20 protein-coding genes and 3 pseudogenes are annotated in these 25,429 nt (G+C 67.8%); 20 read left to right on the forward strand and 3 right to left on the reverse strand.

Annotated elements, in window-relative coordinates; all coding sequences use genetic code 11:
- Positions 1–425: 425 nt before the first annotated feature.
- The 13 genes and pseudogenes from ABGB14_RS44760 to ABGB14_RS44820 form a co-directional block, all read left to right on the forward strand.
- Positions 426–944: pseudogene (locus ABGB14_RS44760) on the forward strand (transposase); the annotation flags it as partial.
- Positions 945–1,022: 78 nt separating this feature from the next.
- Positions 1,023–1,616, forward strand: a pseudogene (locus ABGB14_RS44765) (PadR family transcriptional regulator); the annotation flags it as partial.
- 182 nt (positions 1,617–1,798) lie between these two features.
- A complete protein-coding gene (locus tag ABGB14_RS44770; protein ID WP_347649977.1) occupies positions 1,799–2,797 on the forward strand; it encodes an asparaginase in 999 nt (332 codons plus the stop codon).
- Positions 2,798–2,808: 11 nt separating this feature from the next.
- Entirely contained in the window at positions 2,809–3,330 is a 522-nt protein-coding gene (locus ABGB14_RS44775) for a (2Fe-2S)-binding protein (RefSeq protein WP_347649978.1), read from the forward strand.
- A complete protein-coding gene (locus tag ABGB14_RS44780) occupies positions 3,330–4,193 on the forward strand; it encodes a xanthine dehydrogenase family protein subunit M (protein ID WP_347649979.1) in 864 nt (287 codons plus the stop codon). The genes ABGB14_RS44775 and ABGB14_RS44780 overlap by 1 nt, the downstream gene beginning before the upstream one ends.
- On the forward strand, positions 4,190–6,418 hold the full coding sequence (locus ABGB14_RS44785; RefSeq protein ID WP_347649980.1) for a xanthine dehydrogenase family protein molybdopterin-binding subunit: 2,229 nt from the start codon (positions 4,190–4,192) through the stop codon (positions 6,416–6,418). Before ABGB14_RS44780 ends, ABGB14_RS44785 begins: the two co-directional genes overlap by 4 nt.
- Positions 6,419–6,465: 47 nt before the next feature.
- Positions 6,466–7,395: an MBL fold metallo-hydrolase gene (locus ABGB14_RS44790; RefSeq protein WP_347649981.1), complete on the forward strand. Its 930-nt coding sequence runs from the start codon at positions 6,466–6,468 to the stop codon at positions 7,393–7,395.
- A gap of 6 nt (positions 7,396–7,401) precedes the next feature.
- Positions 7,402–8,085 (forward strand): SRPBCC family protein, encoded by a 684-nt coding sequence (locus tag ABGB14_RS44795; RefSeq protein WP_347649982.1) that lies wholly within the window; start codon positions 7,402–7,404, stop codon positions 8,083–8,085.
- Positions 8,086–8,116: 31 nt separating this feature from the next.
- Positions 8,117–9,211 carry a mandelate racemase/muconate lactonizing enzyme family protein gene (locus tag ABGB14_RS44800; RefSeq protein WP_347649983.1) on the forward strand — a complete coding sequence of 365 codons (1,095 nt, stop codon included), beginning with the start codon at positions 8,117–8,119 and terminating at the stop codon, positions 9,209–9,211.
- Positions 9,211–10,563 (forward strand): amidohydrolase family protein, encoded by a 1,353-nt coding sequence (locus ABGB14_RS44805; RefSeq protein ID WP_347649984.1) that lies wholly within the window; start codon positions 9,211–9,213, stop codon positions 10,561–10,563. The genes ABGB14_RS44800 and ABGB14_RS44805 overlap by 1 nt, the downstream gene beginning before the upstream one ends.
- A 436-nt stretch (positions 10,564–10,999) precedes the next feature.
- Positions 11,000–12,271, forward strand: coding sequence for an MFS transporter (locus ABGB14_RS44810; protein WP_347649985.1), 1,272 nt, complete (start codon positions 11,000–11,002; stop codon positions 12,269–12,271).
- Between the two features lie 131 nt (positions 12,272–12,402).
- Positions 12,403–13,026 (forward strand): PadR family transcriptional regulator, encoded by a 624-nt coding sequence (locus ABGB14_RS44815; RefSeq protein WP_347649986.1) that lies wholly within the window; start codon positions 12,403–12,405, stop codon positions 13,024–13,026.
- 195 nt (positions 13,027–13,221) lie between these two features.
- Positions 13,222–16,515, forward strand: coding sequence for a BTAD domain-containing putative transcriptional regulator (locus tag ABGB14_RS44820; RefSeq protein WP_347649987.1), 3,294 nt, complete (start codon positions 13,222–13,224; stop codon positions 16,513–16,515).
- A gap of 24 nt (positions 16,516–16,539) precedes the next feature.
- Here the strand turns inward: ABGB14_RS44820 and ABGB14_RS44825 are convergent, their stop codons facing one another.
- Positions 16,540–17,499: an ATP-binding protein gene (locus ABGB14_RS44825; protein WP_347650051.1), complete on the reverse strand. Its 960-nt coding sequence runs from the start codon at positions 17,497–17,499 to the stop codon at positions 16,540–16,542.
- Between the two features lie 93 nt (positions 17,500–17,592).
- On the opposite strand from ABGB14_RS44825, the pseudogene ABGB14_RS44830 reads away from it, so the two are divergent.
- The 7 genes and pseudogenes from ABGB14_RS44830 to ABGB14_RS44860 form a co-directional block, all read left to right on the forward strand.
- Positions 17,593–17,865 (forward strand): annotated as a pseudogene (locus ABGB14_RS44830) (ATP-binding protein); the annotation flags it as partial.
- Positions 17,866–18,207: 342 nt separating this feature from the next.
- Complete coding sequence (locus ABGB14_RS44835; protein ID WP_347650052.1) at positions 18,208–19,479, forward strand: aspartate aminotransferase family protein; 1,272 nt, start codon at positions 18,208–18,210, stop codon at positions 19,477–19,479.
- Positions 19,480–19,810: 331 nt separating this feature from the next.
- Positions 19,811–20,758 carry an NADP-dependent oxidoreductase gene (locus tag ABGB14_RS44840; RefSeq protein WP_347649988.1) on the forward strand — a complete coding sequence of 316 codons (948 nt, stop codon included), beginning with the start codon at positions 19,811–19,813 and terminating at the stop codon, positions 20,756–20,758.
- A gap of 280 nt (positions 20,759–21,038) precedes the next feature.
- Positions 21,039–21,221 carry a helix-turn-helix transcriptional regulator gene (locus ABGB14_RS44845; protein WP_347649989.1) on the forward strand — a complete coding sequence of 61 codons (183 nt, stop codon included), beginning with the start codon at positions 21,039–21,041 and terminating at the stop codon, positions 21,219–21,221.
- A 106-nt stretch (positions 21,222–21,327) separates the two neighbouring features.
- Positions 21,328–21,951 (forward strand): TetR/AcrR family transcriptional regulator, encoded by a 624-nt coding sequence (locus tag ABGB14_RS44850; protein ID WP_347649990.1) that lies wholly within the window; start codon positions 21,328–21,330, stop codon positions 21,949–21,951.
- Complete coding sequence (locus ABGB14_RS44855) at positions 21,951–23,432, forward strand: FAD-dependent monooxygenase (RefSeq protein WP_347649991.1); 1,482 nt, start codon at positions 21,951–21,953, stop codon at positions 23,430–23,432. The genes ABGB14_RS44850 and ABGB14_RS44855 overlap by 1 nt, the downstream gene beginning before the upstream one ends.
- Entirely contained in the window at positions 23,429–24,397 is a 969-nt protein-coding gene (locus tag ABGB14_RS44860) for a zinc-binding dehydrogenase (protein WP_347649992.1), read from the forward strand. The genes ABGB14_RS44855 and ABGB14_RS44860 overlap by 4 nt, the downstream gene beginning before the upstream one ends.
- Before the next feature lie 23 nt (positions 24,398–24,420).
- On the opposite strand, the gene ABGB14_RS44865 is transcribed toward ABGB14_RS44860, so the two are convergent.
- Both ABGB14_RS44865 and ABGB14_RS44870 read right to left on the reverse strand, forming a co-directional pair.
- Entirely contained in the window at positions 24,421–25,305 is an 885-nt protein-coding gene (locus ABGB14_RS44865; RefSeq protein ID WP_347649993.1) for a LysR family transcriptional regulator, read from the reverse strand.
- Positions 25,305–25,427: a hypothetical protein gene (locus ABGB14_RS44870; RefSeq protein WP_347649994.1), complete on the reverse strand. Its 123-nt coding sequence runs from the start codon at positions 25,425–25,427 to the stop codon at positions 25,305–25,307. Before ABGB14_RS44870 ends, ABGB14_RS44865 begins: the two co-directional genes overlap by 1 nt.
- Positions 25,428–25,429: the final 2 nt, after the last annotated feature.

A 25,429-nucleotide genomic window follows, 5' to 3' on the forward strand; every position in this document is an offset into this window, starting at 1 on the left:
AGGGCGGTCACGACACCCCCTGCCGACTCTACGGCGTGCGTGAGCAGGCTCACGGCCTTGCCGCCTGCGGGCACCTCGAGGCGCACGGTGATGGAGTACGACACACTGGGGACGGTCGCCACGTCAAACGCTCCTTCGGCCCATCCGACCGGCTCCGGTCTCGCCTTGACGGCCATGGGTGTATAAATTTACGTAAAGTTATACATTAACGCTTCGGCCGGCCACTCGGCCAGGAGGCTTTCAAGGTCGACTGAAAGGTTGTTCGTGCGCGACGTGCTGCCACAGCGCAAACGATGCTTGGGTTTGGGTGCAGGTTCGGGTTGGCGACCGTGGTGAGTACCTTTCGCGGCGCACCCTGGTCGCTGGGTGCGGCGACGGCGACGGAGGTCTGCGCGCCCCTTGGACTGTGATTCATTCGGGGATTGATCGTTAGTTCGTTCAAGGATGGGTTCCTTCGACGGCTTGTGCCAGATGAGTTGTGGGAGTTGTTCCAGCGGGTGGTCCCGCCGGCGCGCCCGCAAGGTGGCGGGCGTCGGCGGGTCGACGATCGGGTGATCCCGGCGGCAAGCGTGTACGTGGCCACCACCGGGTGCGCCTGGTGCGCGATCGACTCCGTCAGCGTGCGGGCGATGAAAGGAGGGTTTGACGGGTCCGGATCCTGTCGATCGCGGCAAGAAGGGGTCGAAGATCCACCTCATCGCCGAGCGGACCGGTCTGCCCCTGGCCGTCGCGATCAGCGCCGCCAACGTCCACGACAGCCTGGCGCTGGAACCGCTGGTGCGATCGATCCCGCTCGTTCGCTCCCGATGTGGCCCGCGACGCCGTCGACCGGGCGAACGTCACGGCGACAAGGGCTACGACCACCCCCATCTGCGGACCTTCCCGCGCGGGCGGGGCGTCGTCCCATCGCCCGCCGCGGTATCGAGTTCAGCCAACTCTTAGGTGGTAGAGAACCCCTGCACACATCATCCACAGATCTACGGAGGCTTCTCATGTCGCTCCGGCACGCCCTGCTGTCCATCCTCACCGTGGAGTCGATGACCGGCTACGACCTGGTGAAATACTTTGACGGCAGCAACGCCTTCGTGTGGAGCGCCCCGCCTAGCCAGATCTATCCCGAGCTGAGGCGGATGGAGCGGGAAGGGCTGGTGCGGGCTCAGGTAGTTCCACGCGGCGACAGGGCCGAGAAACGCGTCTATTCCATCAGTGGTGCCGGCGCCGAAGAGTTGCAGGGCTGGATCGCCATGCTGACGTTGTACCAAGGGGAGCGGGATCCTCACAGGTTGCGGGCGGCGCACTTCGAGATGGCTACCTATGCGGCCGCGCGTCGCCAGCTCCGCGAGCACCTCAAGCATTACTCTCAGGCGCTGCGCGAATGGGAGCAGATGATCGAGGATATCGAGTTCCGCCGGGTGTCCCTGCTGCGAGGGCGGCTGATGGCGCGACCGGCGGCGGAACACGAGGCGATCGTGGCCTTCAGGCAGTTCGCCTTCCGCGGGAAGGCGGCCAGGGCGCGCATGGAGATTGCCTGGGCCGAAGAAGGGCTCGCGTTGCTGGACGAGCTGGAGCGCAAGCACATACAGCTCGCGGAGGAGCGCCCGCCCACCGGGCGCTGAAGGCGGCCTCCCAAGGGTGCGCGGCGGGTCCGGTGGGCCAGGACCTCACCCGCTCTGACCAGTCGGTACGACCAGCTCTGTGCGGGTAGGCAATCGATGTGGAGCGATTCCCGCCAGAAGGGTCTTCCCATTTATGTATCAGTATACGTAAGATGAGATCTAAGTAGCTCTGGGAGGAACGTATGACCGGGAGTGATCGGCGCATTCGGGTGCTGGCACTGGGTGGCACCATCGCCATGGCGGCCACAGGCGCCCGCGGCGGCGTCGTCCCCGTACTGGACGCGGACGCACTCGTCGCCGCAGTACCTGGACTGCCGACGCTGGGCCACATCGAGGCCGAGAGCTTCGCCCGGGTGCCCGGCGCCCATCTGGGCCTCGCCGATCTCGTCAGGCTCAGTCGCAGGATCGCGGATGCGATCAAGGACGGCGTCGATGGCGTCGTCGTGACTCAGGGCACCGACACCATCGAGGAGAGCGCCATGGCGCTCGACCTGCTCCTTGATGTCGACCATCCGGTCGTCGTGACCGGGGCCATGCGTGATCCCGCTCAGCCGGGCGCGGACGGCCCCGCGAACCTGCGCAACGCGGTCCTCATCGCGGCCAGCGACAAGGCCCGGGGCCTGGGCGTGCTCGTGACGATGAACGACGAGATCCACGCGGCGAGGTTTGTCCGCAAGGCGCACACCAGTCGACCGTCCGCCTTCACGTCGGCCAGTGCGGGAGTGCTGGGCTGGACGGCTGAAGAGCGGGTCCGGATCCCGCTGCGGCCCACCCGGCGGGTTCACGTGGACCTATCGGACGCACGAGAGCCCGCCGCGGTCGCGGCGGTGACCGCGACGCTCGGCGACGACGGGCGGCTGGTGCGCTTGCTGCCCGATCTCGGCTACGAGGGCGTGGTCGTGAGCGGGTTCGGCGTGGGACACGTGCCGGCGCGGATGGTCGACGACTTGACCGCCGTCGCGCGAGAGGTGCCGGTTGTCCTCGCCTCACGCGCAGGAGCCGGGGAGACATTCTCGGGCACCTACGGCTTTCCGGGCTCGGAACGAGACCTGCTGGCCAACGGTGTCATTCCGGCAGGAGCGCTCACCCCGCCTCAGGCGCGTGTCCTGCTGTCGCTCGCGCTGAGCGCGGGCTGGCCCGCCGCGCGCATCGCCGAAGCCTACGACGTCCTGTCGGGATGAGGGAAGCAGACATGTCAGACGTTGACCACCGCCCGAGCGGCGGCTGGCTCGAAGCCGAAGAGAGCGTGTGGATCCGGCTCGTCGTCAACGACCGGGAACTGCCGGTCAAGGCACCGCCCCGCTGCACGCTTGCCGACGCACTGCGCGACAACAACCTCAAGGGCACCCGGCTCGGCTGTGAGCAGGGCTCCTGCGGCGCCTGCACCGTCTTGCTCGACGACCAGCCCGTCAGATCCTGCCTGATGCTGGCTGTGCAGGCCGAGGGCGGCCGGGTCGAGACCGTCGAGGGGCTCGCGCAGGGTGCGGAGCTGCACGCGTTGCAGCGGGCCTTTCACGAGTACGGCGCGTTGCAGTGCGGGTTCTGCACCTCAGGATTCCTCATGCTCGCCGCCGGGCTGCTACGCGAAGAGCCGGACGCCGGCCCAGAGAGGATCCGCGAGGTCCTGTCAGCCAACCTGTGCCGCTGCACCGGTGGCGTGCCCATCCTGCGGGCCGTCCTGGCCGCGCAGCGGGAACTGGGCGGTGAGCGCTGATGAAACCACCGCCTTTCGCTTACCACAGGGCGTCGTCATTGGACGAGGCGCTGAGCCTGGCGGAAGAGGCCGGCGAGGACGCCAAGTTCATCGCCGGAGGTCAGAGTCTGATGCCGCTGCTGGCCCTGCGCATGTCGCGGCCGAGCCATCTCGTGGACATCAACCGGCTGCCCGGCCTCGGCGGCGTACGCATTGAGGACGGCGGTCTTCGGGTCGGCGCCCTTGTCCGCCACGCCACCCTCGAACGTTGCCCCGAACTGGACGGCCCTTGGCGCGCACTACGTGAGGCGGCCGGCCTCATCGGCCACTATCCGATCCGGCTGCGCGGGACGTTCGGCGGAAGCCTCGCGCATGCCGACCCGTCGTCCGAGTTGCCCGTGGTCAGCACCGCGCTGCGAGCCACCCTCGTCGCGCGCTCGCTGTCGGGGGAGCGGGAGATCCCGGTCTCCGAGCTCTTCGCCGGCCCGCTCATGACGGTACTCGAACAGGGCGAGTTGCTGGTAGAAGCCCGGTTCCCGGCTCCGGACCCGCAGACGCGCAGCGTCTTCGAAGAGTTCAGCCCGCGGGCCGGGGATTTCGCCTTCGCCTCCGCCGCCGTCGTTCTGGCCACCGACGGTGATGGCCGGGTGCGGCATGCACGCATCGCGCTTGGCGGAGTCGCCGCGGTCCCCGTGCGTGCGCGCGAAGCCGAAGTGGCACTCGAAGGCAAGGCCCTTACCGGCGGCGTGGCGATGGAGGCCGCCAGGATCGCCGCCGCGAGCTGTGACCCGTCGGGCGACGCGCACGCCAGTCCCGCTTATCGCAAGGAACTCGTCGCCGTGCTCGTCGAACGAGCGCTGACGCGGCTGAGGGAGGAACGATGACATCCACCTATATAGGCGTCAGCGTCGAGAGGGACGACGTGGCCTTCTTGATCGGTTCCGCCTGCTACGTCGCCGACATCGACCGAGAAGGCCAGCTCTACGCGAGAATCGTCCGTAGCCCCGTCGCGCACGCCCGCATCCTTGGTGTGGACGTGACCGAGGCCCTCGACCAGCCTGGCGTCGTGGCGGTGATCACGGCGGCCGACGTGCCGGACACCCGAATCCCGATCCGGCTCCCCATGGCCGAGACGCAGTACACGCACCTGTTCCTGCAGCCGCCGCTGGCCCGCGACGTGGTGCGCTATGTGGGTGAGCCGATCGCGGTCGTCGTGGCGAGCGATCCCTACCTCGCCGAGGACGCCGCCGAGCTGGTCGACGTCGACCTCGACGAACTCGACGTCGTGGGCGACGTCCTGTCCGCCGCTTCGGAGGGAACGCCGATCCTCCACGCCTCAGCCGGGACCAACATCGTCACCACTGTCCCGTTGAGCCACGGCGACGTGGCGGCGGCCTTCGCCCGCGCTGACGTCGTGATCAGGGACCGGCTGAGGATGCACCGGCACACCGCCGTTCCGATGGAGACACGCGGCCTGCTCGCCGAGGTCGATCCCGGGACCGGCGTGCTCACTCTGTGGGGCGCGGCCAAGGTGAAGCACTTCACCCGCCGGGCGCTCAGCGACATGCTGGGCATCGGGCCCGAACGCATCCGCCTCGTGGAGAACCACGTCGGTGGCGGGTTCGGCGTGCGCGGCGAGCCGTACCCGGAGGACTTCCTCGTGGCGTTCCTGGCGCTACGGCTCGGCCGCCCCATCAAGTGGATCGAGGACCGCGCCGAGCACTTCGTCGCCACCAACCACGCCCGCGAGCAGGAGCACGACCTGGAGATCGCGGCCACGGCCGACGGGCGGCTGCTGGCCTTCCGTGACCGCGCCTGGTGTGACCAGGGCGCCTACGTACGTTCACAGGGCATCCTGCCGGCGCTGCTACCCGCCCTCCACCTGCCGGGCCCTTACCGGTGGGAGGCCTTCTCCGTCGAGGCCAACGGTGTCCTTACCAATCGCACACCCGTCGGCACCTATCGCGGTCCAGGTATGACGGAGGCAACGTTCGTCCGCGAGCGCTTGCTCGACAGGCTCGCCCACGAGCTCCAGCTCGACCCCGCCGAGCTGCGACGGCGCAACCTGATCGGCCCCGGCGACCTGCCGCACAACTTCGAGCCCACGTCCATCACCTACGAGAGCGGAGACTTCCCGGCAGGCTTCGAACACCTCCTCGACCACGTGGGTTACGACGGCTTGCGAAAGCAGCGTGAGGAACTGCGAGCGAGCGGCGAACACGCCGGCATCGGGTTCGCCGCCTACACCGAGATCGGCGCCATCGGACCCTTCGAGGAAGCCAGGATCGTGCCGAGCCCGGACGGGCGGTTCGTCGCCCATGTCGGTGTCGCCTCGCTCGGTCAGGGCGTGGAGACCGTGCTCGCCCAGATCGCCGCCGAGAAGCTGGGCACCTCGGTAGACGCCGTATCCATCGATCACCACGACACCCAGGAACTGGCCGACGGCTTCGGTGCGTTCGCCAGCCGTTCGACGACCCTGGCGGGGAACGCCGTCGCGCTGGCCGCAGAGGACCTTCGCGCCAAGGCCGCCGCCAGGCTCGACGTGCCCGTCGAAGAGGTCGACTTCATCCAGGGGCAGGCCAGGTCGCGCTCCGGCCGCCAAGTCCCGCTCGCCGAACTGGGGGAGGGCCGGGGCCGCTTCGACAAGCCTCATCCCAGTTTCTCCTTCGGCGCCGCCCTGTCGCTCGTCACCATCGACTCAGGGACGGGTCAGGTGCGGGTGCTGCGTCACGTGGTCCTCCACGACGTCGGACGTGCCGTCAACCCGGAGCTACTGCACCGACAACTGGCAGGCGCCGCCTCACAAGGCATCGGTGCGGCGCTGCTGGAGGAACTGCTGTACGACGAGTACGGCCAACCTCAGTCCACCATCATGTCCGACTACCGCATGCCCACCGTCGAGGAACTGCCCGACATCGAGGTCATCGTGGAGGAGCGCCCGACTACGACCAACCCCCTCGGTGTCAAGGGCGGAGGGGAGTCGGGAATGGTCGGCACCCCCGCCGCGATCGCCAACGCCGTCGCCGACGCGCTCGGCTCCAAAGGCGCCCGGGTGTGGCGCCTCCCTCTCACACCCGACCGTATCCGAGAACTGCTTCGTCACAACTGACTGAGGAGATTGCTGTGTACTGCTGGCCAGCGCCCGTTGTTCCCGAGATGACCGAGCGTCAGAAGGGGTTCTTCGCGCCCAACTTGAGTCCCGTCGGGCTCGAGTTGATCCCGACAGAGTTGGCCAAGGGCGTTTACGGCCTGATGGCCAACCGGCTGCCCAAGGACAACAACGGTTTGATCATCGGAAGCAAGGCCGCTCTTGTCGTGGACGCGGGCATTACGCCCGGCGTCGGAAAGTACCTCCAAGAGGTCGTCAAGAAGATCACCGACAAGCCGGTCCGGTATCTCGCAAACACGACCTTCCACGGTGATCACACCTTCGGCAACGTCGCCTTTCCCGATGACGTCGCCATCATCTCCTCACGGCTCAACAAGGCGTCGATGACCGACCTGGAGCAGGAGAAGGAACTGCGCGGCGAGAGCATGTACGGCGACCCCGGCATGGAGGAGGTCGTCACCTGGCGGGAGCCGGACATCGTCTTCGACCGGTTCTGCGAGATCGACCTTGGCGGGCGGGTCGTGCACCTGTGGCACTTCGGCACCGGCAACGGCTCGGGCGACACGCTGGTCCACGTTCCTGACGCGCGGGTGGTGTGGGCCGGGAACTTCCTGCGGCACGCGGGGATGCCGCCGATGCTGCTCGCCGGAGATCCCATCGGCTACACCCGTTCGATTCGCGCTATGAAGGCCACATTGGAGCTCGATCGTTTCGTCCCCGGCCATGGCCCGCTCAGCGACGCTGAACCGTCCGTCAGCTGGATGCTGGCCTATCTTGAGAACATTGCCGCCAGCGTCGACCGCTACCGAGCCGAGGGCATGGAGCTTGACGCGATGATGGACGCGATCGAGCTCAAGAACCCGATGACCCTTCCGCCGGACGTCCCCGGCGCCGATCGCTTCCCCGCGCTGATGGACTCCCTGCATCGACTGAACGTCCTGTTGACCTACAGGTACCTTCAGGCGACCGGCAGGTGAACCAGTATGCACATCGAGAACAGCTTCACCGTTCCGCTGACCGTCGACCAGGCGTGGAGCACGCTGCTCGACCTCAGCCAGGTAGCCGAATGCATGCCGGGAGCGGTGCTCGACTCAAGCGAAGGTGATGTCTTCGCCGGACGGGTCAAGGTCAAGGTGGGGCCCGTGAGCCTCACTTACAAAGGGCAGGCCGAGATCACCCAGCGGGACGAGGCGTCACACGTGGCAGTGCTGGTCGCCAAGGGACGCGACGCCCGAGGTAACGGCACGGCCGGCGCCAACGTCACCATGCGGCTGGCCGATGACGGCGGGCACACGCGGGTGGACCTGCTCACCGAGCTGGACATCACCGGACGCCCCGCACAGATGGGGCGTGGGGTCATGACCGAGGTCAGCAACAGGCTCATCAATCAGTTCGCTGAGAGCCTCGCGGGAAAGCTGGCCGCCGAGCGCGCCACTGGAGCGGCCACACCGCCCACGCAGGGCGCCCCGGCAGGGTCAACATCCGACCTCACGTCGGGAAATGCCTCGGGGCCCGCCGCAGCTGCGCCGCGTCACGCCGCGTCCGCGCGGCCCGCGACCCGCCCGCCCGCAGAGATCAACGTACTCAGCCTGGCGGGTCGGTCGGCCTTGCACCGCATGTGGGAGGGGTTCACCAGGATTCTCGGCCGCCTGCTGGGCCGCCGCTGATCGATACCGACATCATTCACACAGGAGCATCATGCCTACCGGCACCCGTATCACCGAAGTCCTCACGGACTTCCTGTCGATCCCCCTCGAGCGGCCTCTGGTCACAGCGGCCTTTCCCATTCCAGCCATCGACACTGCGCTGGTGCGGGTGCGCACCAGCGACGGCCACACCGGCGTGGCCTGGAGTTTCGCCTTCGGGCGAGGAAAGGTCGCGGCACTGCTCGGGCTGATCGACGATCTGGCCGACCTCGTGGTCGGCGCCGACGCGCTGGCGACGGAGCAGCTCTGGGCTCGCATGTCCAAGGCGGTAGGCTTCGTCGGCCGGCACGGCCTGGCTGCGCTGGCCATGTCCGCCATCGACACCGCCTGCTGGGATCTCAAGGGCCAAGCGACCGGGCAGCCCGTACACCGGCTGCTCGGGGGCTTCCGCGACAGCGTCGAGGTCTACGCCAGCCAGGGGCTGTGGCTGGACCGATCGCGCGACGAGCTCGCCAAGGAGGCCCGCGATCTGGTCGACCGTGGCTTCCACGCGGTCAAGATGCGCGCGGGGCTGGCCGATGAGAACGAGGATGTGGCCCGCGTCGCCCTCGTTCGCGAAGCCATAGGCCCCGACGTGAAATTGATGGTCGACGCCAACCAGGCCTGGGACCTTAAACAGACCCTGCGCATGGCGGCACGGTTCGCAATCTACGATCTTTTCTGGCTCGAGGAACCTATGCCGTACACGCAGGTCGAGGCGTATGCCGAGGCCCGCCAGGCATTGGACATGCCGTTGTGCACGGGTGAGTCCAACTATCTCAAGGGAGAGCTGCTGACCCTCGCCGGGCAGCGGGGCGCCGACTACGTCATGCCCGACCTCATGCGCATGGGCGGCATGACCGAGCTGGTCAAAGTTGCCCACCTGTGCGAGGGCTTCGAGGTGCCGGTGACTCCGCATCTGTTCATGGAGCACTGCCTGCACTTCGCGGCGGGGCTGCCGAACGTCGTCTGGCAGGAGTACCAGCCCTGGTGGCAGCCCATCATGGAGGAACCTCTCCAGGTGATCGACGGCCGTGTCGAACTCACGGACACGCCCGGCTTCGGCATCGTGCTGTCGAAGGAAGCCGTGGAAAGGTATCGAGTCTGATGGCCGACGTCGATCTGCTCATCACCGGCGGCATGGTGGTGAGCTCGCAAGGCCGCCGCCCGGCCCACGTCGCCGTGTGCGATGGACGCGTCCTGACGCTGGATGGGGCACATCTGTCGGCAGTCCGCAGGATCGACGCCACCGGGCTGCTCCTGTTGCCCGGGGGGGTCGACACGCACGTGCACCTCATGGACCCCGGCAGCACCGACCGGGAGGATTTTCCCAGCGGGACCAGGGCCGCTGCAGTGTCCGGTGTCACCACGATCATCGAACACTCGCACGGCACACCCGTACGCACGGTGGATGACCTTCAGGCGAAAAACACCTACCTCCAAGGACGGTCCAACGTCGACTTCGGGCTGGCAGCGCACGCCTGGCCGGGCGAGACCGGCGCCGTCGCCGCGCTCCGGCAGGCCGGGGCCGCCTTCTTCAAGGTGTTCACGTGCACGACGCACGGGATCCCCGGCCACGACGCGGCCGCCCTGCAAGCGCATCTGCTTGCCTCGGCAGAGGCAGGCGCCGTCAGCCTCATCCACTGTGAGGACGAGTCGCTGACCTCCGCCGCCGAAGCCTTGCTGCGCGTGGCGGGGCGTGACGACCCCGGCGTCATCCCCGAATGGCGCAACCGGGACGCCGAGGTGCTGGCGGCTGCAGTCACCGCGCTGCTGGTCAGGCGTACGGGCGCGCGAGCCGTGGTGGCACACGTCAGCCATCCCGAGGTGGCCGGCTATCTCGCGGCGGAACGCGCCCGCGGTGCGCGCCTGCACGCCGAGACCTGCCCGCAGTACCTGCTGCTGCGTGAGGACGAGGTGCACGTGCGTGGAGCGTTCCGCAAGTTCACGCCGCCCGCTCGGGCCAGGCACGACGCGGATGAGGCCGTGTTGTGGGCGTTGTTGCGCGACGGCGGCCTCACCCACGTCTCCTCCGACCACGCGCCGTCCACCGCCGAGCAGAAGACCTCGGGCAACATCTGGGACGTGCACTTCGGCCTGCCCGGGCTGGACAGCACGATGGCGCTGATGCTGAGCGCCGCGGCGCGCGGGATGCTCGCCTACGAGGACGTCGCCAGGCTGTACAGCGAGGTTCCCGCGCGCATCTATGGCCTCTGGCCGCGCAAGGGGCGCCTCTCTTCGGGGGCCGACGCCGACATTGTGCTCGTCGACCCCACGGCGCGTTGGAAACTGCAGAACGAGAACGTGTTCTCCAAAGCAGGCTGGACGCCATACGACGGCATGGAGATGACCGGACGGGTTGTCGCCACGTATTTGCGCGGCGATCTGATCAGCGAGCACGGCGAGCCGGCCGACCAGCGGACCGGTCGGCTCGTCGCTCCCGGCGGCACGGCCGGCTGACGACGCTTGGGGACGGTGATACGGCTGGGCGTGCGCTGAAGGGGCACGCCCAGCCGGTGCCTCTCCACTCTCACCGCCCCGTGACCGGTCAAGAGGGAGTTCCAGCCTGGCGTTCGCCGCCCCGCCGCGGCCCAGGTCGGTGCGGATTGCCTCGTGCGAGGCGTCCCGGCCCGAGCAGGACATCGACATTCCGGGCACGCGCTTCTGGTACCCGACGCCACGATCGCGCCGACGGTGTCCCTTCCTGAGGCGTCCCGCATCCCGCGGGCCGAATGGCCTGCCTCGTCACGGACGCTGAGGAACACGACAGCACCGGAGCCTCCGAGCACAGCCGCTGGAGCCCGGTGCACGGGTGCACGGCCCTGGCCGTGGAGCCGGACGGTTCCTTCACGCCATCGCCGGCCCCGCACGGCCGGTCTTCCCCATTGAGGAGCACGTGGTCTCGTATCGGAGCCTGTTCGCGATTCGCGAATTTCGTTATCTCTATGCCGGGCTGAGCCTGTCCTACATCGGCGACAAGTTCGCTTCCCTAGCCGTCGCCGTGCTGGTCTTCGACCGCACCGGCTCGGGGCTGCTCACCGGCGTCGCGCAGGCATCCGCGTTCCTTCCCGCGCTCGTCGCAGGTCCGCTGTTCGGCGCCCTCGCCGACCGCTTGCCACGCAGGCGCGTCCTCATCGTGTGCGACATGGCGCGCGCCTTCCTGGTCATGGCATTGCTGGTCCCCGGGGCACCGATGTGGCTGCTGATCGTGCTGCTCTATACCGGCAGCCTGTTCACCCCGCCGTTCGTCGCTGCCCGCGCCGCCCTCATCCCGGAAATCCTCGACGGAGCCGCGTCCATCGCCGGAAACGGCCTGAACAGGATCACCTATCAGCTCTGCCAGGTGGCGGCCTACGGAGCCGGGGGGATGCTCGTCGCCGCAACCGGGCACGAGAGGGCACTCGTCATCAACGCCGCGACGTTCGCCATCTCCGCAGCGCTCACCGCCATCGGAGTACGTTCGCGCCCGCGGGCGCTCCCGCGTGATAGCGCCCGCTCAGTGCTCGGTGACGCGCGCGAGGGCATGCGCTACGTCTTCGCCGATCCGTGGTTGCGCGCCTGCCTGCTGCTGGTGTGGTCGGTCTCCATGTTCGCGCACGCACCAGAGGCGATCGCCCACCCCTACGCCACGCACCTCGGTGCGGAAGCACCTGCGGCGGGACTGCTTCTCTCGGCGACCGCTCTAGGTTTCGCCCTAGGTACGGCGTTCCTCACGCGTCTCGTGCCATCGCTGGTCCTGGACCGTCTCATAGTCCCGTTCGCGGTACTGGCGGGGGGCGCGATGGTGCCCTTGATTCTGAGCCCGCCGCTCCTGGTCGTGCTGGTGTCGCTCTTCGTCTCTGGAGTGGGATGTTCGTTCTCCGCGCCGCTGCTCGCGATGTTCGCACGGCGGGTCGACCTGGAATATCGCGGCAGGGCCGTGGGCGTGGCGATCGCCGGACTCACTGGAGGGCAGGGGATCGGATTTCTCCTCGCGGGGGCCCTGTTCGCCTTGGATGTTGACCCGGCACGAACGTCAGCCGTCTGCGGCGCCGCCGCACTGGTCGCCGCGATCACCGCCGGATTCGCCGTAAGTCGTGCCTCCCGGTGCGTCGCACCCGGATCCAGGCCGGTGGGGTCCAGCCGCAGTCGGCCCGACCGGCGGCGCCGCGGAGCACACCGGCGATGAGACGGACGCGGCAAGAGCACCAGGATCAGCGCGGCCTGTTCCGGCGCCTGTGCGGTCGCTCCATGCCCTGAGAACGGCGCGGCGTCAGGTAGGTTCACCGGTAAGTATCCAGATACTGACAAGGACCACTCATGTCACTTCGGCATGCTCTGCTGGCCACCCTTACCGCGGAGCCGATGACGGGCTACAACTTGATCAAATACTTCGACGGCAGCGTCGCTTTCGTCTGGAATGCCCCACACAGTCAGATCTATCCGGAGCTACGCAGGATGGAGCGCGACGGCCTTGTGGAGGTGCAGGTGGTGCCCCGTGGCGAGCGGGCCGAGAAGCGCATCTACTCGATCACCGAGGCCGGCTTCCAGGAACTGCGGAACTGGCTGACCACTCTGGCTCCCTACCAGGGAGAGCGCGACCCCTATCGATTGCGTGCCGCGCACTTCGAGATGGCATCATACGATTCCGCCAGGCGCCAGTTGCGGGAGCACATCAAGCACTATGAGCGAGCGCTGGGCGAATGGGAGCAGATGATCGAGGACATCGAGTCCCGGCGGGTCTCCCTCCTCCGGCAGCGGCTGGCGCAGCGTCCCGATGCCGAGCACGAGGGCATCGTCGCGTTCCGCCGGTTCGCGTTCCGGGGAGAGGCGGCGAAGGCCCGCATGGAAATCGCCTGGGGAGAGGAAGGATTGGCACTGCTGGACGAGCTCGAGAGAAAGGGCGTTCCGCTCTGGGGTGAGCAGGACATCGCCAGCATCTGAGCAGACGAAAGCCCGAAGCGCGCCTCCTCCAGGGCGGTTGGCTTGCGTCCGAACGCGTTGAAGCGGGAGCGGCGCGCACGACCCCTCCCCGGTTGAGCGCTGTCTGTCGAGACGTGCACGCGCGGGCATGAGCGACTGTGCGCCCGTCGCCATGCCCACACTGTTCGCTGCCGATAGGGGCTATAAGCTGGGACTATGCGCTTTGGAGTGCTGGGCCAGGTGCAGGTGTGGACGGCTGGTGGCGAGCCGGTGCCGGTGCCGGAGACCAAGGTGCGCGCTTTGCTGGCCGATCTGCTCGCTCATCAGAAGCGGTTGTTGTCGATCGACCAGCTGATCGACGATCTATGGGGAGACGAGCTGCCGGCCAACCCCACCAGCGCTCTGCAGTTGAAGGTTTCCCGGCTCCGGCACGCCTTGGAGCAGGCCGAGGCGGGTGGGGGCGAGCTGGTGGTATCTGAGCCGCCTGGATACCTGCTGAAGGGTACCTCGGACGCCGACACGTTCATCGAGCTGACCTCTGAGGCGCAGGGCATCAAGGATCCTCGCGCCAGGGTCGCCATGTTGGCCGAGGCGCTGGACCTGTGGCGAGGGCCCGCGTTCGCCGATTTCGCCGACGAGGACTTCGCCCGCCGGGCGGCTCACCGGTTGGAGGAACAGCGTCTGGCTGCATTGGAGGAGCAGGCCGAGGCTCGGCTGGAGCTGGGCGAGCACACGCTGCTGGCCGCCGAGCTGAGCGATCTGGTGGAGCGTCATCCAGTCCGGGAACGGTTGCGTGCCCTGCAGATGCGCGCCCTTTACCGCGCGGGGCGGCAGAGTGACGCACTGGAGGGCTATGCCCAGCTCCGCGAACACCTGGCCGAAGAGCTGGGTTTGGATCCCTCCCCGGAGCTGGTCGCACTGCATCAGGCGATCCTGGAGCAGGATCCGGCTCTGAGCCCGCCATCTCAGACGGACTCGCCGGCTCGGCCATGGACCAACCTGCCAGCTTCGCTGACCGGCTTGGTGGGCAGAGAAAGGGCGGTCGACGAGGTCCGCTCGCTTATGGGAAACAGGCGGCTGGTGACACTGACCGGTCCCGGCGGGGTGGGTAAGACCCGGTTGGCTCTCGAGATTGCCGGTCGATCGATCGGGCGCTATCCCGACGGGGTGTGGCTTGTCGAGCTGGCGGGGCATTTCCGGGACGCCACGTCACCAGAAGTAACCATGGTGGCCCATAGGGTTGCGGCGATCACCGGTGTCCGTGACGACATGCTGTCGGATCGGGGCCCTGTTTCGTCGTGTGATCTACTTGCCGGTGCGTTGCGCACCAAGCGGCTGTTGCTGATCTTGGACAACTGCGAGCACATCGTGGACCCGGTGGCAAGGCTGGTCGAGCAGCTGATCAGAGCGGGCTCCGAGCTGCGGTTCCTAGCTACCAGCCGCGAACCGCTCGCGTTGACGGGTGAGACGGTCTGGCCCGTGCCGCCACTGACGCTACCCGACCCGTCCACCGACCAGTGCCCAGCCGTCTTGGCGCAGAATTCCGCCGTACAACTGTTCATCGAACGCGTCACCGCCGCGATGCCCAGCTTCACCCTCGACGCAGGCAACTCACCGCATGTCGCCCAACTGTGCCGACGACTGGACGGCATCCCGCTCGCCCTGGAACTGGCTGCGACCCGCACGCCGGCAATCGGTGTGCGGGAACTCGTCAGCCGTCTCGACGACCGGTTCCGGCTGCTTGCCACAGGCCGCCGAGACGCGCCGGAACGCCAGCAGACTCTGCGAGCGCTGATCGACTGGAGCTGGGACCTGCTCACCGAGCCCGAACGGGTCGTGCTGCGCCGACTGGCCATTCACGCCGGTGGCTGCACTCTCACCGCCGCCGAAAGAACCTGCTCCGGTGCTGGGATAGACCACGGGAACGTCGTGGAGATACTGGCTCGCCTCATCGATCGCTCACTGATCATGATGGCCGATACGCCGAACGGTCCCCGATATCGGCTCCTGGAAACGGTCGAAGGCTACTGCCTTCAGCGCCTGCGCGAAGCAGGTGAGTTCGGTGACGTACGGCGACGCTTCCACCGCTACTACCTTTCGCTAGCTCAGAGCGCTGAGCCGCACCTACGCGGCCACGAACAGCGCGAATGGCTGGGCTGCCTGGACCGCGAAACCGCCAACTTGCATAGTGCGCTTGACGGCATGGTGCGCCAGGGAGACGCCGCCGGATCACTCGAACTGGTCAGCGCATTGGTGTGGTACTGGTTCCTGCGTGGACGGCTCAACCATGCCCGTGACTGGCTGGATCGAGCGCTGACTGCGGACGGTGAAGCGCCGACCCATCTGCGAGCCACCGTCAGAGTCTGGCGGGAGTGCATCGAGCTCCTGACCGAGGGGAACGTCGGCCACGAGGCGCGTGTCCGGGCGGCCGAGCAGGCGTTCGAGGAGATCGAGAACCCGCGAGAGAAAGCCCGTGCCCAGTGGTTCCTTGGCCACGCCTTGTACACCGGCATCAGTGACCTGCCCACAAGCGCAGACCTCGTGAGGCGGGCTCTGGCGACCTTCAGCCAGATCGACGATCGCTGGGGAACAGCAGCTGCGCTGAGCACCGCGACACACCATGCCATGGTGCACGGCGATCTCAGAGCGATCGAAGAGTATGGCGAGCAGAGCTCTCAGCTGTTCAGCGAGCTCGGCGACCGCTGGGGGCAGCTGCAGATCGTTGGCCCGCTCGCTTACCACGCCGAGGCTCTGGGCGACTACGAGCGCGCCACGCGGCTGCACAGTGAGGGGCGGCGCATAGCAGAGAATCTGGAGTTGTGGTCCGACGTCTCTGATCGGATCATGCATCTCGGCCGTATCGCTCTATTGAGGCGTGACTTCGTGCAATCGCGCGACCGGCACGAACGAGCCAGAAGCGTGGCCATCGAGCACCGCTACGAGCGCGGGGAGTACCACTACGAGGTCGGCCTGGCCCTCATCGAGCGGAGGGAAGGCCAACTGGAGCTCGCCGAAGAGCGATTGCATCGCCTGCTTCAACGGCAGCAGAACGCAGCCTCGGTGCAAGGTCGCGCGCTGCTCCTGGCCGAACTCGGTTTCATCGCCGAGCAACGCGGTGACGGTGAGACGGCCTTGTCCCGCCACCTCCAGGGTCTCGTGGCCGCTCGTGCAACCGATAACCTCCGAGCTATCGCCCTCGCTCTGGAGGGCCTGGCCGGCGCCCATACCCTGCTCGGCCGTTGTGACGAGACCGCCCGGCTCTTGGGAACAGCTGATGCGGCGAGACGCTCGGCCGGAGTGCCGCTGCCCCCCGCAGAACGCGCCGACGTCGACCGGAGCACCGCACGGGCGCTGGCGGTGTTGGGGGAGGGTGCCTTCGCCGCCGAGTTCCGGCGAGGGGCGTGCCTGGACCTCGACGTGGTGCTTTCCGCCTTCGACGGCGGTCGGCTCTCCGACGGCCTTGCTGCGGCTGGTCGGCGCAGGCGCCGTGACCTATCGGGCACGACCTAGTGCTCTGACCGCAGCCACATGTCCTCAGCGACCTCTGGCTGGCCGGGCCGCCTGCGCGGGTATCCGGAATACGAAGCATGCGCCGCCGAGGGCCGAATTTTCGACTCCGAGTGTTCCACCGTGTGCGAGGGCGATGTTGCGGGCGATTGCCAGGCCGAGTCCAGTTCCGCCGCGGTCGCGGCTACGCGCGGGGTCCAGCCGGACAAACGGCTCGAAGATACGTTCGCGATCGGCTGGCGGGACGCTCGGTCCATCGTCCGCGACGGCCACTACAACCATGCCGCCGTCTCTGCGTACTTGGACCTGGACCGTACGCTTGGCGTGCCGCTGAGCGTTGTCGAGCAGGTTCGTCAACACGCGATTGACATGGGTACGGACGGCGATGACCATCACCTGGTGCCCCAGCCGCAGGTCGATGTCGCCTGGACGCCGGGATACCTCGCTCCGTGCCAGCTCGGCCACGTCCACTGCCTCCCGCTCTGAGGGCACGTTCATCCCCACCCTGGTCAGCAGAAGCAGATCAGTGATGATCGCTTCGAGTCTGCCGACGTCCCGCAGCGCATGGTCAAGCAATTCGGGCAGGTTGGTCTGATCCATGTGGAGCTGGGCCTCCTCCAACTGTGCCCTGAGCCCAGCCAACGGGGTGCGCATCTCATGCGAGGCGTCCGTCGCGAACTGCCTGGTCCGCTCGAACGCGCAGCCATGGTCGCATCCCCCGCGCGGCTCAGTATCGCCCATTCGGTCCGTCGTCGAATACGTCACGGAGCCTGGGGCATGAGCCGAGCTCAGCGGTCGCGAGGCGATGCCGACTGCTGTCGCAGTGGTCGCGGCCTCCTGTGCGTGGTGTCTGTCCATCTCGTGATCCCCCACCTCTCGGCATTTCTCAATCTGCCGGACGGGTCCGTCACTCCGCTGTCGGCTCACTGTCGCCACAGCTCGGCTGACAGGCATCGACAGCAAACCGACAAGCCGGAGTACCAGCATGGGCGATGTAAGGAAACATCGATCAGACTTGCGTAAGGAGGCGATCCCGATGGGACCCTCACTACGAACGCCACGTACGCTTTTCACGCCCGTCCAGAGGAACTCGCGTGCGTACGGCGCTTCGCGCGCCAGGCGGTGGCCGGTCACCCATGCGCCGATGACGTCGTTCTCATGGTTTCGGAGCTGGCCGCCAACGCGATCGAGCACTCCGGGAGCCGGTGCCGGGGCCGGTTCATCGTGCAGGTGACCCACCTCGACGACGCAGTACGCGTCGAAGTGCACGACGCCGGCGGCCCGGATGAGCCCCGGCTGCGCCGCGCCCATCCGGATCCCACCAGGGGGCGTGGTCTGTTCCTCGTCGACAGCCTCGCGCGTGGTCGGGGCGTCGACCGCCGCGAGCGGGCACGGGTGTGTGGTGCGAGATCCACTGCTCCTGCACGGGATGGGCAGGCGGAGACCGGGCTGTGGCCTGATGATCCGGGCCCTTCGTTCTACGACCTCCCGCACGGGCTGGCCGGCTATGGCCAGATCGGCCGATGGGCGCATGGCGTCGACGAACCGGAGCGCATCCGCCGTCGCGGATGGGGCGCGATGGCAAGCGTGCCTCACTGGATGGCCTACACAGCCGCAATGCTTCGGGTTTTTCCCCGCATACTGCTCGAAAACATCCGCTGGACCAGGGGATTCACGCCAGGGCACGATCGTCACATGTCGCATCTGATCCGCTATTCAGGAGAGTTCTCGCCAGACGTGATCGCCCGCGCCTCTGGCTCATGGTTGGAGACGGTGGACGGCCGGCGTCTGCTCGACTTCACCTCAGGGCAGATCTGCGCCACCATCGGGCACAATCATCCGCGCATCGCCGAGGCGATCCGGCGCTCGCTCGAGACCGCGATCCATCTGAACTCCCGGTTCCTGTCGCCTCCCGTGCTGGACCTCGCGGAGCGGCTTGCCGCCCTGCTGCCGCCGGGCCTGGACCGCTCGATGTTCGTCAGCACCGGGGGAGAGGCGAACGAGGCTGCCGTGCGGATCGCCAAGCTGGTCAGTGGCGGCTTCGAGGTGGTCGCGCTGACGAGGAGCTGGCACGGAATGACGGCTGGCAGCCAGTCGTTGACCTTCTCCGCGGGTCGGCGTGGCCATGGTCCGACCGTTCCGGGGGTCTTCACGATCCCGGCTCCATACGCGTATCGGTGCCCGATCCGGCACTGCGCGGGAACATGTGACGCAACCTGCATGGAGGTCGGATTCGAGCTGTTCGACCAGCAGACCACCGGGTCACGCGCCGCCGTGATCGCAGAGCCCGTCCTGTCGTCGGGGGGAGTCCTGGTGCCGCCGCCGGGTTACCTGAACCGGTTGCATGAGCTGGCCCGCGAGCGCGACATGTTGTTCATTCTGGACGAGGCGCAGACCGGGTTCGGCCGTCTCGGCGCAATGTTCGGCACAGAGCTCTTCGGCGTCGTGCCTGACATCGTGACACTGTCAAAGACGCTCGGCGGCGGTCTCCCGATCGGAGCGGTCACCACTACGGCCGCCATCGAGCAGGCCGCCTACGACCGGGGACTGATGTACTACACCTCGCACCAGTCCGATCCGCTCCCGGCGGCTGCCGCCCTCGCCGTGCTCGACCTGGTCATCGAGGACGACCTGGCTGCCCGCGCCGCGAGGCAAGGCGAGCGGCTGGGCGGCCATCTGCGAGACCTGCACGAGCGCCACGAGATCATCGGCGAGGTACGCGGACTCGGTCTCCTGTGGGGCATGGAGCTCGTCGAGGATCGGGAGACCAAGAAGCCGGCGGTCGAGATGGGTGACGCCCTGACTGACGCCTGCCGGAACTGCGGCCTGTCGCTCAACATCACTAAGGGGCGGGCCGCCAAATCCACCGCCTGCCTGCGCATCGCCCCTCCGCTGACGGTGACCGACGACGAGATCGACGCGGCCGCCGAGATCCTGGACGACGCCCTGACCACGCTGACCGGTTGAACCTCAGCCGGACAGCGTGCCGGGCGTCTCCCAGAAGCGCGCAGCCGACCAGCCCGCGCTGACCGCCGGCGATGCACGGCCCTCGACGAGCAAGTCCATCTCACCATCAGTGTGCTCCTCCATTTGAGTTCATGCTTGCCCGAGAGCATGTCCACGTGAGTATGAGGGCTACTGTGGCGGCTGAGCTGAGGAGCCCGAGACCGCGATGAAGCGCGCCGGTTCGTCCGCCGAATCCGTCTGGGCATGGCGATGCGACAAGCCTGGTCGTCTTACAGATGTGCGAGTGTGGACGGCTTCCCTAGCGTCGGATCGCCGACCAGGAGAGGTAGAGATGAGAGCGATCACGCAACGGCAGTGGGGCGGCCCGGAGACCCTCGAACTCGCAGCGGTTTCCATTCCACAGCCCACACCCACAGAGGTGCTGGTAAAGGTCGTGGCGGCGGGTGTGAACCCGGTGGACTTCTACACGAGGATGGGGGTCGCCTACAACAAGGTGCTGAGCCTTCCGTTCATCAACGGCTGGGACGTGGCCGGGATCGTGACCGAGGTGGGATATGGCGTCACCAGGTTCAGCCCCGGCGACCGCGTGTTCGGGATGCCGTGGTTCCCGCGCCAGGCAGGCGCCTACGCCGAATATCTGACGGCGCCCTCGCGGCACCTGGCCCTGATGCCCGAGGGCATGTCGTTCGCCGAGGCGGCCGCGCTGCCGCTGGCTGGATTGACGGCGTGGCAGTGCCTTGTCGACGTCGCGCGAGTAGGCCAGGGGCAACGAGTGCTCGTGTCGGCGGCCGCGGGTGGCGTCGGCCATCTGGCGGTCCAGGTGGCCAAGGCCCGCGGTGCTCACGTCATCGCCACGGCCAGCGCGCCCAAGCACGAATTCGTGCTGGGGCTCGGCGCCGACGAAGCCATCGACTACACCGCCACTGACGTGGCCGCGGCCGTACGAGAAGTGGACGTGGTCTTGCAGATGTTCGGTGGCGAGCACGCCCTGCGAGCGCTGGAGTGCCTGCGCCCCGGTGGGATCATGGTGAACGCGCAGGGGGCGTGGACCCCGAAGATGCACGAAAGGGCCGATGAACTCGCCGTGCGTGCCACAAGCTTCCTGGTCGAGCCCGACCCCTTCGGTCTGGAGCGCCTGGCGGATCTGTACCGGCAGGGGCGCCTCGTCGTGCACATTTCCGAGGAGTTCCCGCTCGCCGAGGCCGCGGCCGCGCACGAGTTGGTCGCGAAAGGGCGCACGTCGGGCAAGGTCGTGTTGACCGTGTCCGAGTCCGAGTGAGCGGCCTGGTCATTTGGCGGATTCAGGTGGCGGGCACGGCGGCCATCCCGTGCGGAAACGAGAACGAGGAAGAATGTCGTGAACGACCCATTTCCCGACACGATGATCGAACAGGTCACCCTGGTCGACTGTTCACGGTTCCGCCTGAGGAAGCGGAGCGCTTCCTGGAGCAATGGAAACCTCGCGCCAGGCTGATGTCCCGGCAGCCGGGGGATCATCCACGCCTCATGTACCGGGCGATGGTTGACGACGTGGAGTTGTGTTTCGTCAACGTGGCCGAATGGGAGAGCAGATCGTCCGGTTGGCGGCGAACGGCATGAGCAACAGGGAGATCGCCGCGCGGCTGTTCACCCGCCCGAGAACCGTCGGATACCACCTTCACAAGGCCGTTCCGGATCTTCGGGTCGCCTCCCGCGGTGAACTGGCCAGACTGGCACTCGGACCACGCTCGTTTCCACCATAGGCCGCAAATCTGTCGTTTGACCAGTCATGACCGCGCCGCTTGCTGGCACGTTTATCCATGGGTAACATCCGAACCGTTCCGTTCGGTTCGGTTGAGGGGAGGTCCCATGAAAGTCCAAGCCCGGGACGACGCAAAAGTGTCGCAGATCCGGCAGGCGGCCAAAATCTTGTTCCTGCGGCATGGGTTCGCGGCCGTGAGCACGGCGGCGCTCGCCAAGGAAGCGGGCGTCTCCAAGGAGACCCTGTACTCCCGCTATCCGAGTAAGGAGGCGGTTCTCGCCGACGTGCTCGAACATCTCATTGCAGCGGGGAAGCTGGGCACCAGCGCGCCTGTCTTGCCCAGGACGCGGAGCGAGCTCGACGGCGCGCTGCGGGCTCTGGCCCGCGAGTTGGGCGGCGAGCTCATGGAGCGCGAGTACATCGAGCTGGCGCGGATCGTGATCGCCGAGACGCCACGGCTGCCCCATGTGGGAGAGATCTTTCGCCGCTCGGTGCCGGAACGAGCGTTCCAGCTCACCATCGAGCTGCTCACGGCCGGTAAGAAGGCACGGCTTATTCGCGACGTCGACATGGTGGCCGCAGCTCGTATGTTCGTCGGTCCGCTGGTGGTGCATGCGCTGACGAACGTGCTGCTCGTCGCGCCTCAGACGGCTGGGGACGCTCCGGTCCCACCGCTTGAGGTGGACGCACATGTCGACCTGTTCCTCGCCGCGGTTCTGAAGGAGGAGTGATGAGTAGCTCGGAAGTCCTGATCGTCGGTGCGGGGCCGACCGGCCTCGCCCTGGCAGTCGAACTGGCCAGGCGAGACGTCCACGTCCGTATCGTGGACGTGGCATCCGCTCCCACCAGCCAGACGCGGGCGCTTGGCGTCCAGCCGAGGACCCTGGAGTTGTTCGAGCGATTGGGCTTGGCGGCAGAAGCCGTCGCGGAGGGCGTGCCCGTCACGGAGTTCAGGCTCTTCAGCGAGAACAAGCAGTTCCTGGATCTCAGCCTGAGCAGGCTGGACACGCCGCACCCGTACTTGCTGATGTTGCCGCAGCCGGCAGTGGAGGAACTGCTCGGCGCCCGGCTCAAGGACTATGGCGTCCTGGTCGAACGCGGCGTCGAGTTGACCATGCTGTCCCAGCAGCCTGGAGAAGTCGAGGCTGTGCTGCGGCATCTCGACGGTACGGTCGAGCGGGTGCGCGTGCCGTGGCTCATCGGCTGTGATGGCGCCCACAGCACGGTACGGCATCAGTTGGGCGTGCCCTTTGTCGGAGGCGCGTTCGAGGAGAACTTCGCCGTGGCGGACGGGCGCGTGGAGTGGCCGCTGCCGTACGACGTGTTCTATTCCTTCCTCTACAAGGGAAACTTCGTTGCCTACTTCCCCATGCCCGGCGGCCTGCACCGCATCACGATCGCCTACCCGCCCGGCCGGGCGCCCGCCGGTGAGGTGTCCTTCGACGAGGTGCGGGAGGCCGTGGCCATGTGCTCGCCACCCGGCACCCGCCTGGCGACGATTGTGGAATCCGGCCGTTTCCGGATCAACCAGCGTAAGGTCGCGCGGCACTCCGTCGATCGTGTCTTCCTCGCGGGCGATGCCGCCCACGTTCACTCGGTGGTCGGCGGGCAGGGCATGAACACCGGTATCCAGGACGCGTTCAACCTCGGCTGGAAGCTCGCCGCGGTCGTTCAGGGCAGGGCACGCCGCGAACTTCTGGACAGCTACGCTGCAGAGCGCTCGCCCGTCGCGCATCGGCTGGTAAAGGGGACGCGCCGCGCGACGCGGATGACGCTGCTGCGCAACCCGATGGCGACCGCGGCGCGCCGCAACATCGCGCCGCATGTCACCGCCCGGCCGGCAGTGCAGCGAATCCTCTCGCGGGCGCTGACCCAGCTCGACGTCTCCTACCGCGACGGGACAGGAGGTAGCAACGACGACCGGCTCGCGGTGGGCGACCGCTTCCCCGACATCGGGCTCCTGCACCCTTCCAAGCACACGCTGCTGGTGCCCGGAGCCGAGCCGCCAGCGCTGCGCGACACGCTCGGTGACCTCGCGGACCTCATCGACGTCCGGCAGGTGCCGGACGGGCGGATCCGTGTCCGGTACGGAATGGACGGCGGCGGGTTGGTCCTCGTCCGCCCCGATGGCTACCTCGCCCTGCTCGGTGGCGACGTTCGCGAACTGAGCAGCTATCTCGACACCACTTACGGTCCACGGAGGAACATATGAAGGCGATCCGCATGCACGCCGTCGGCGGTCCCGAAGTACTGCGCCTGGACGACGTCGACGTGCCCTCGCCAGGCCCGAACCAGGTCCTGGTGAAGGTGGCGGCCGCCGGCATCGCCTACGGCGACGTCATGAAACGCCAGGGCGGCTTCGGCCAGGAACTGCCGCTCCCCGCGGGGCTCGGGCTCCAGGTGGCGGGCACGGTCGCGGCGCTCGGCCGGGAGGTCAGCGCGCCTGAGCCGGGGTCGCGGGTGATGGCCTGGGTCGATCATGGTTATGCCGAGTACGCGCTCGCCGCCGCCCCGGCCGTGGTTCCGCTGCCGGACACCGTCGACTTCCAGAGCGCCGCGACGCTGCCGGTACAGGGTGTGACGGCGTACCAGACCTTGCACGACGCCGGCCGCCTGCGGCAGGGAGAGTCCGTGCTCGTGCACGCCGGGGCGGGAGGTGTGGGCAGCATCGCCGTGCAGCTCGCCCGGCTGCTGGGGGCCGCCGTCGTCATCGGTACGGCGAGCAGGCAAGGGAAGCTCGACCACATCCGGGCTCTGGGCGCCATCGCCGTCGACTACACCGGCGACGACTGGCCGAGTCAGATCATGGAAGCCACTCGGGGGCGAGGCGTGGACCTCGTGCTGGACTCGATCGGCGGCAGCGTGGCCGCTCGAAGTCTGGAGTGCCTCGCGCCATTCGGCCGGATGGTGAGCTTCGGGGCGGCGGGCGGCTCTCCTGCTGAGGTTTCCAGTATGTCCCTGATGCATGGGAATCTGTCACTCGTCGGCTATGCCCTTCCTGGACAGATGCAGCGACAGGACCGCGTCTCGGCCGCCGTCGGGAAGCTGTTGGAGCAGGTCGCCGCAGGCCGCCTCAAGGTCGCGATCGGGCAGACGTTCCCCTTGGAGCGGGCCGATCAGGCCCATCGCGCCATCGGCGAGCGGACCACGACGGGGATGACGGTGCTGATGCCCTGAGCGGGCCGTCCTTCGTGAGCCGGTCAACGAGCCGACCCGGCGGCGGCGCGTAGTGCCGCACGGACGGCGGCCAGAGCGGGGCGGGCAAGACCGTCGTCCCTGACGACGGTGAAGATTCTGCGGCCGACCCCGATGTCGAGGGTTTCCACGGAGCCCTCGCGTTCCGGGCGCGCCAGATCGGGCAGCAGCGTTACGGCCTGGCCGGCGCCCACCAGCGCGAGCAGGACGAGGAGATCGGTCGCGCGGTGTTTGATGTCCGCGTGAAAGCCGCCCTTGGCCGCGCACACGTCTTGGATCAGCCGTTCGTGGCTGGTGCCGCGGTGGCCGCCGGCCCACTGGGCTCCCGCCACGTCGGCCAGCTGCCTGGCTGGATGACCGCGGGGGAGTACGAGGCGGACGCTTTCAGCGTACAGGTCCTCGACGGTCAGCCCGCGCAGCCGCCGTAGGGGGCGGCCGTCGTAGTCGTCGCAGATCGCCAGGTCCGCCTCGCGGCGCAACAGCGCGTCGAGCGCCTGGTCCGACTCCAGTTCGGTGATCTCCCCGCGCAGCGCCTGATGATCGCGCGCCAGCGCGGCCAGCGCCGGGGCCGCCAGATGGACAGCGGCGGTCTGGAAAGCCGCGATCCGCACCACCCCGGCGACGGCCCCGGCTGCGGATGCCATCTCGGCCTCCGCCCGCTCCACGTGGGCCAGCAGCACGTCCGCGTGCCGGGCGAGCACGTGTCCGGCCTCGGTGAGCCGAAGCCGGCGTCCGTCCCGTTCGAGCAGCGTCACTCCGGCCTCGATCTGCAGCTCGCTGAGCTGGTGCGAAACTGTCGATGGGCTGTACGACAGCGCCTCCGCGACGGCGGCGATCGTGCCGCGCCGCCGAAACTCCCGCAGGAGCCGCAACCGATGGAGATCCAGCATCACGTCAGCTTGGCACACGCGACTCCGCTGCCGATCTGCCGGTCGTGGCCGTCGCTCCGGGCCGGGCGGGCGCCGAGCGAGGGCGCCAGCATCATCCCGGCACCGGCCACGATGCACGCCATCT

This window comes from Nonomuraea sp. B10E15, assembly GCF_039871615.1.
Taxonomy (GTDB): domain Bacteria; phylum Actinomycetota; class Actinomycetes; order Streptosporangiales; family Streptosporangiaceae; genus Nonomuraea.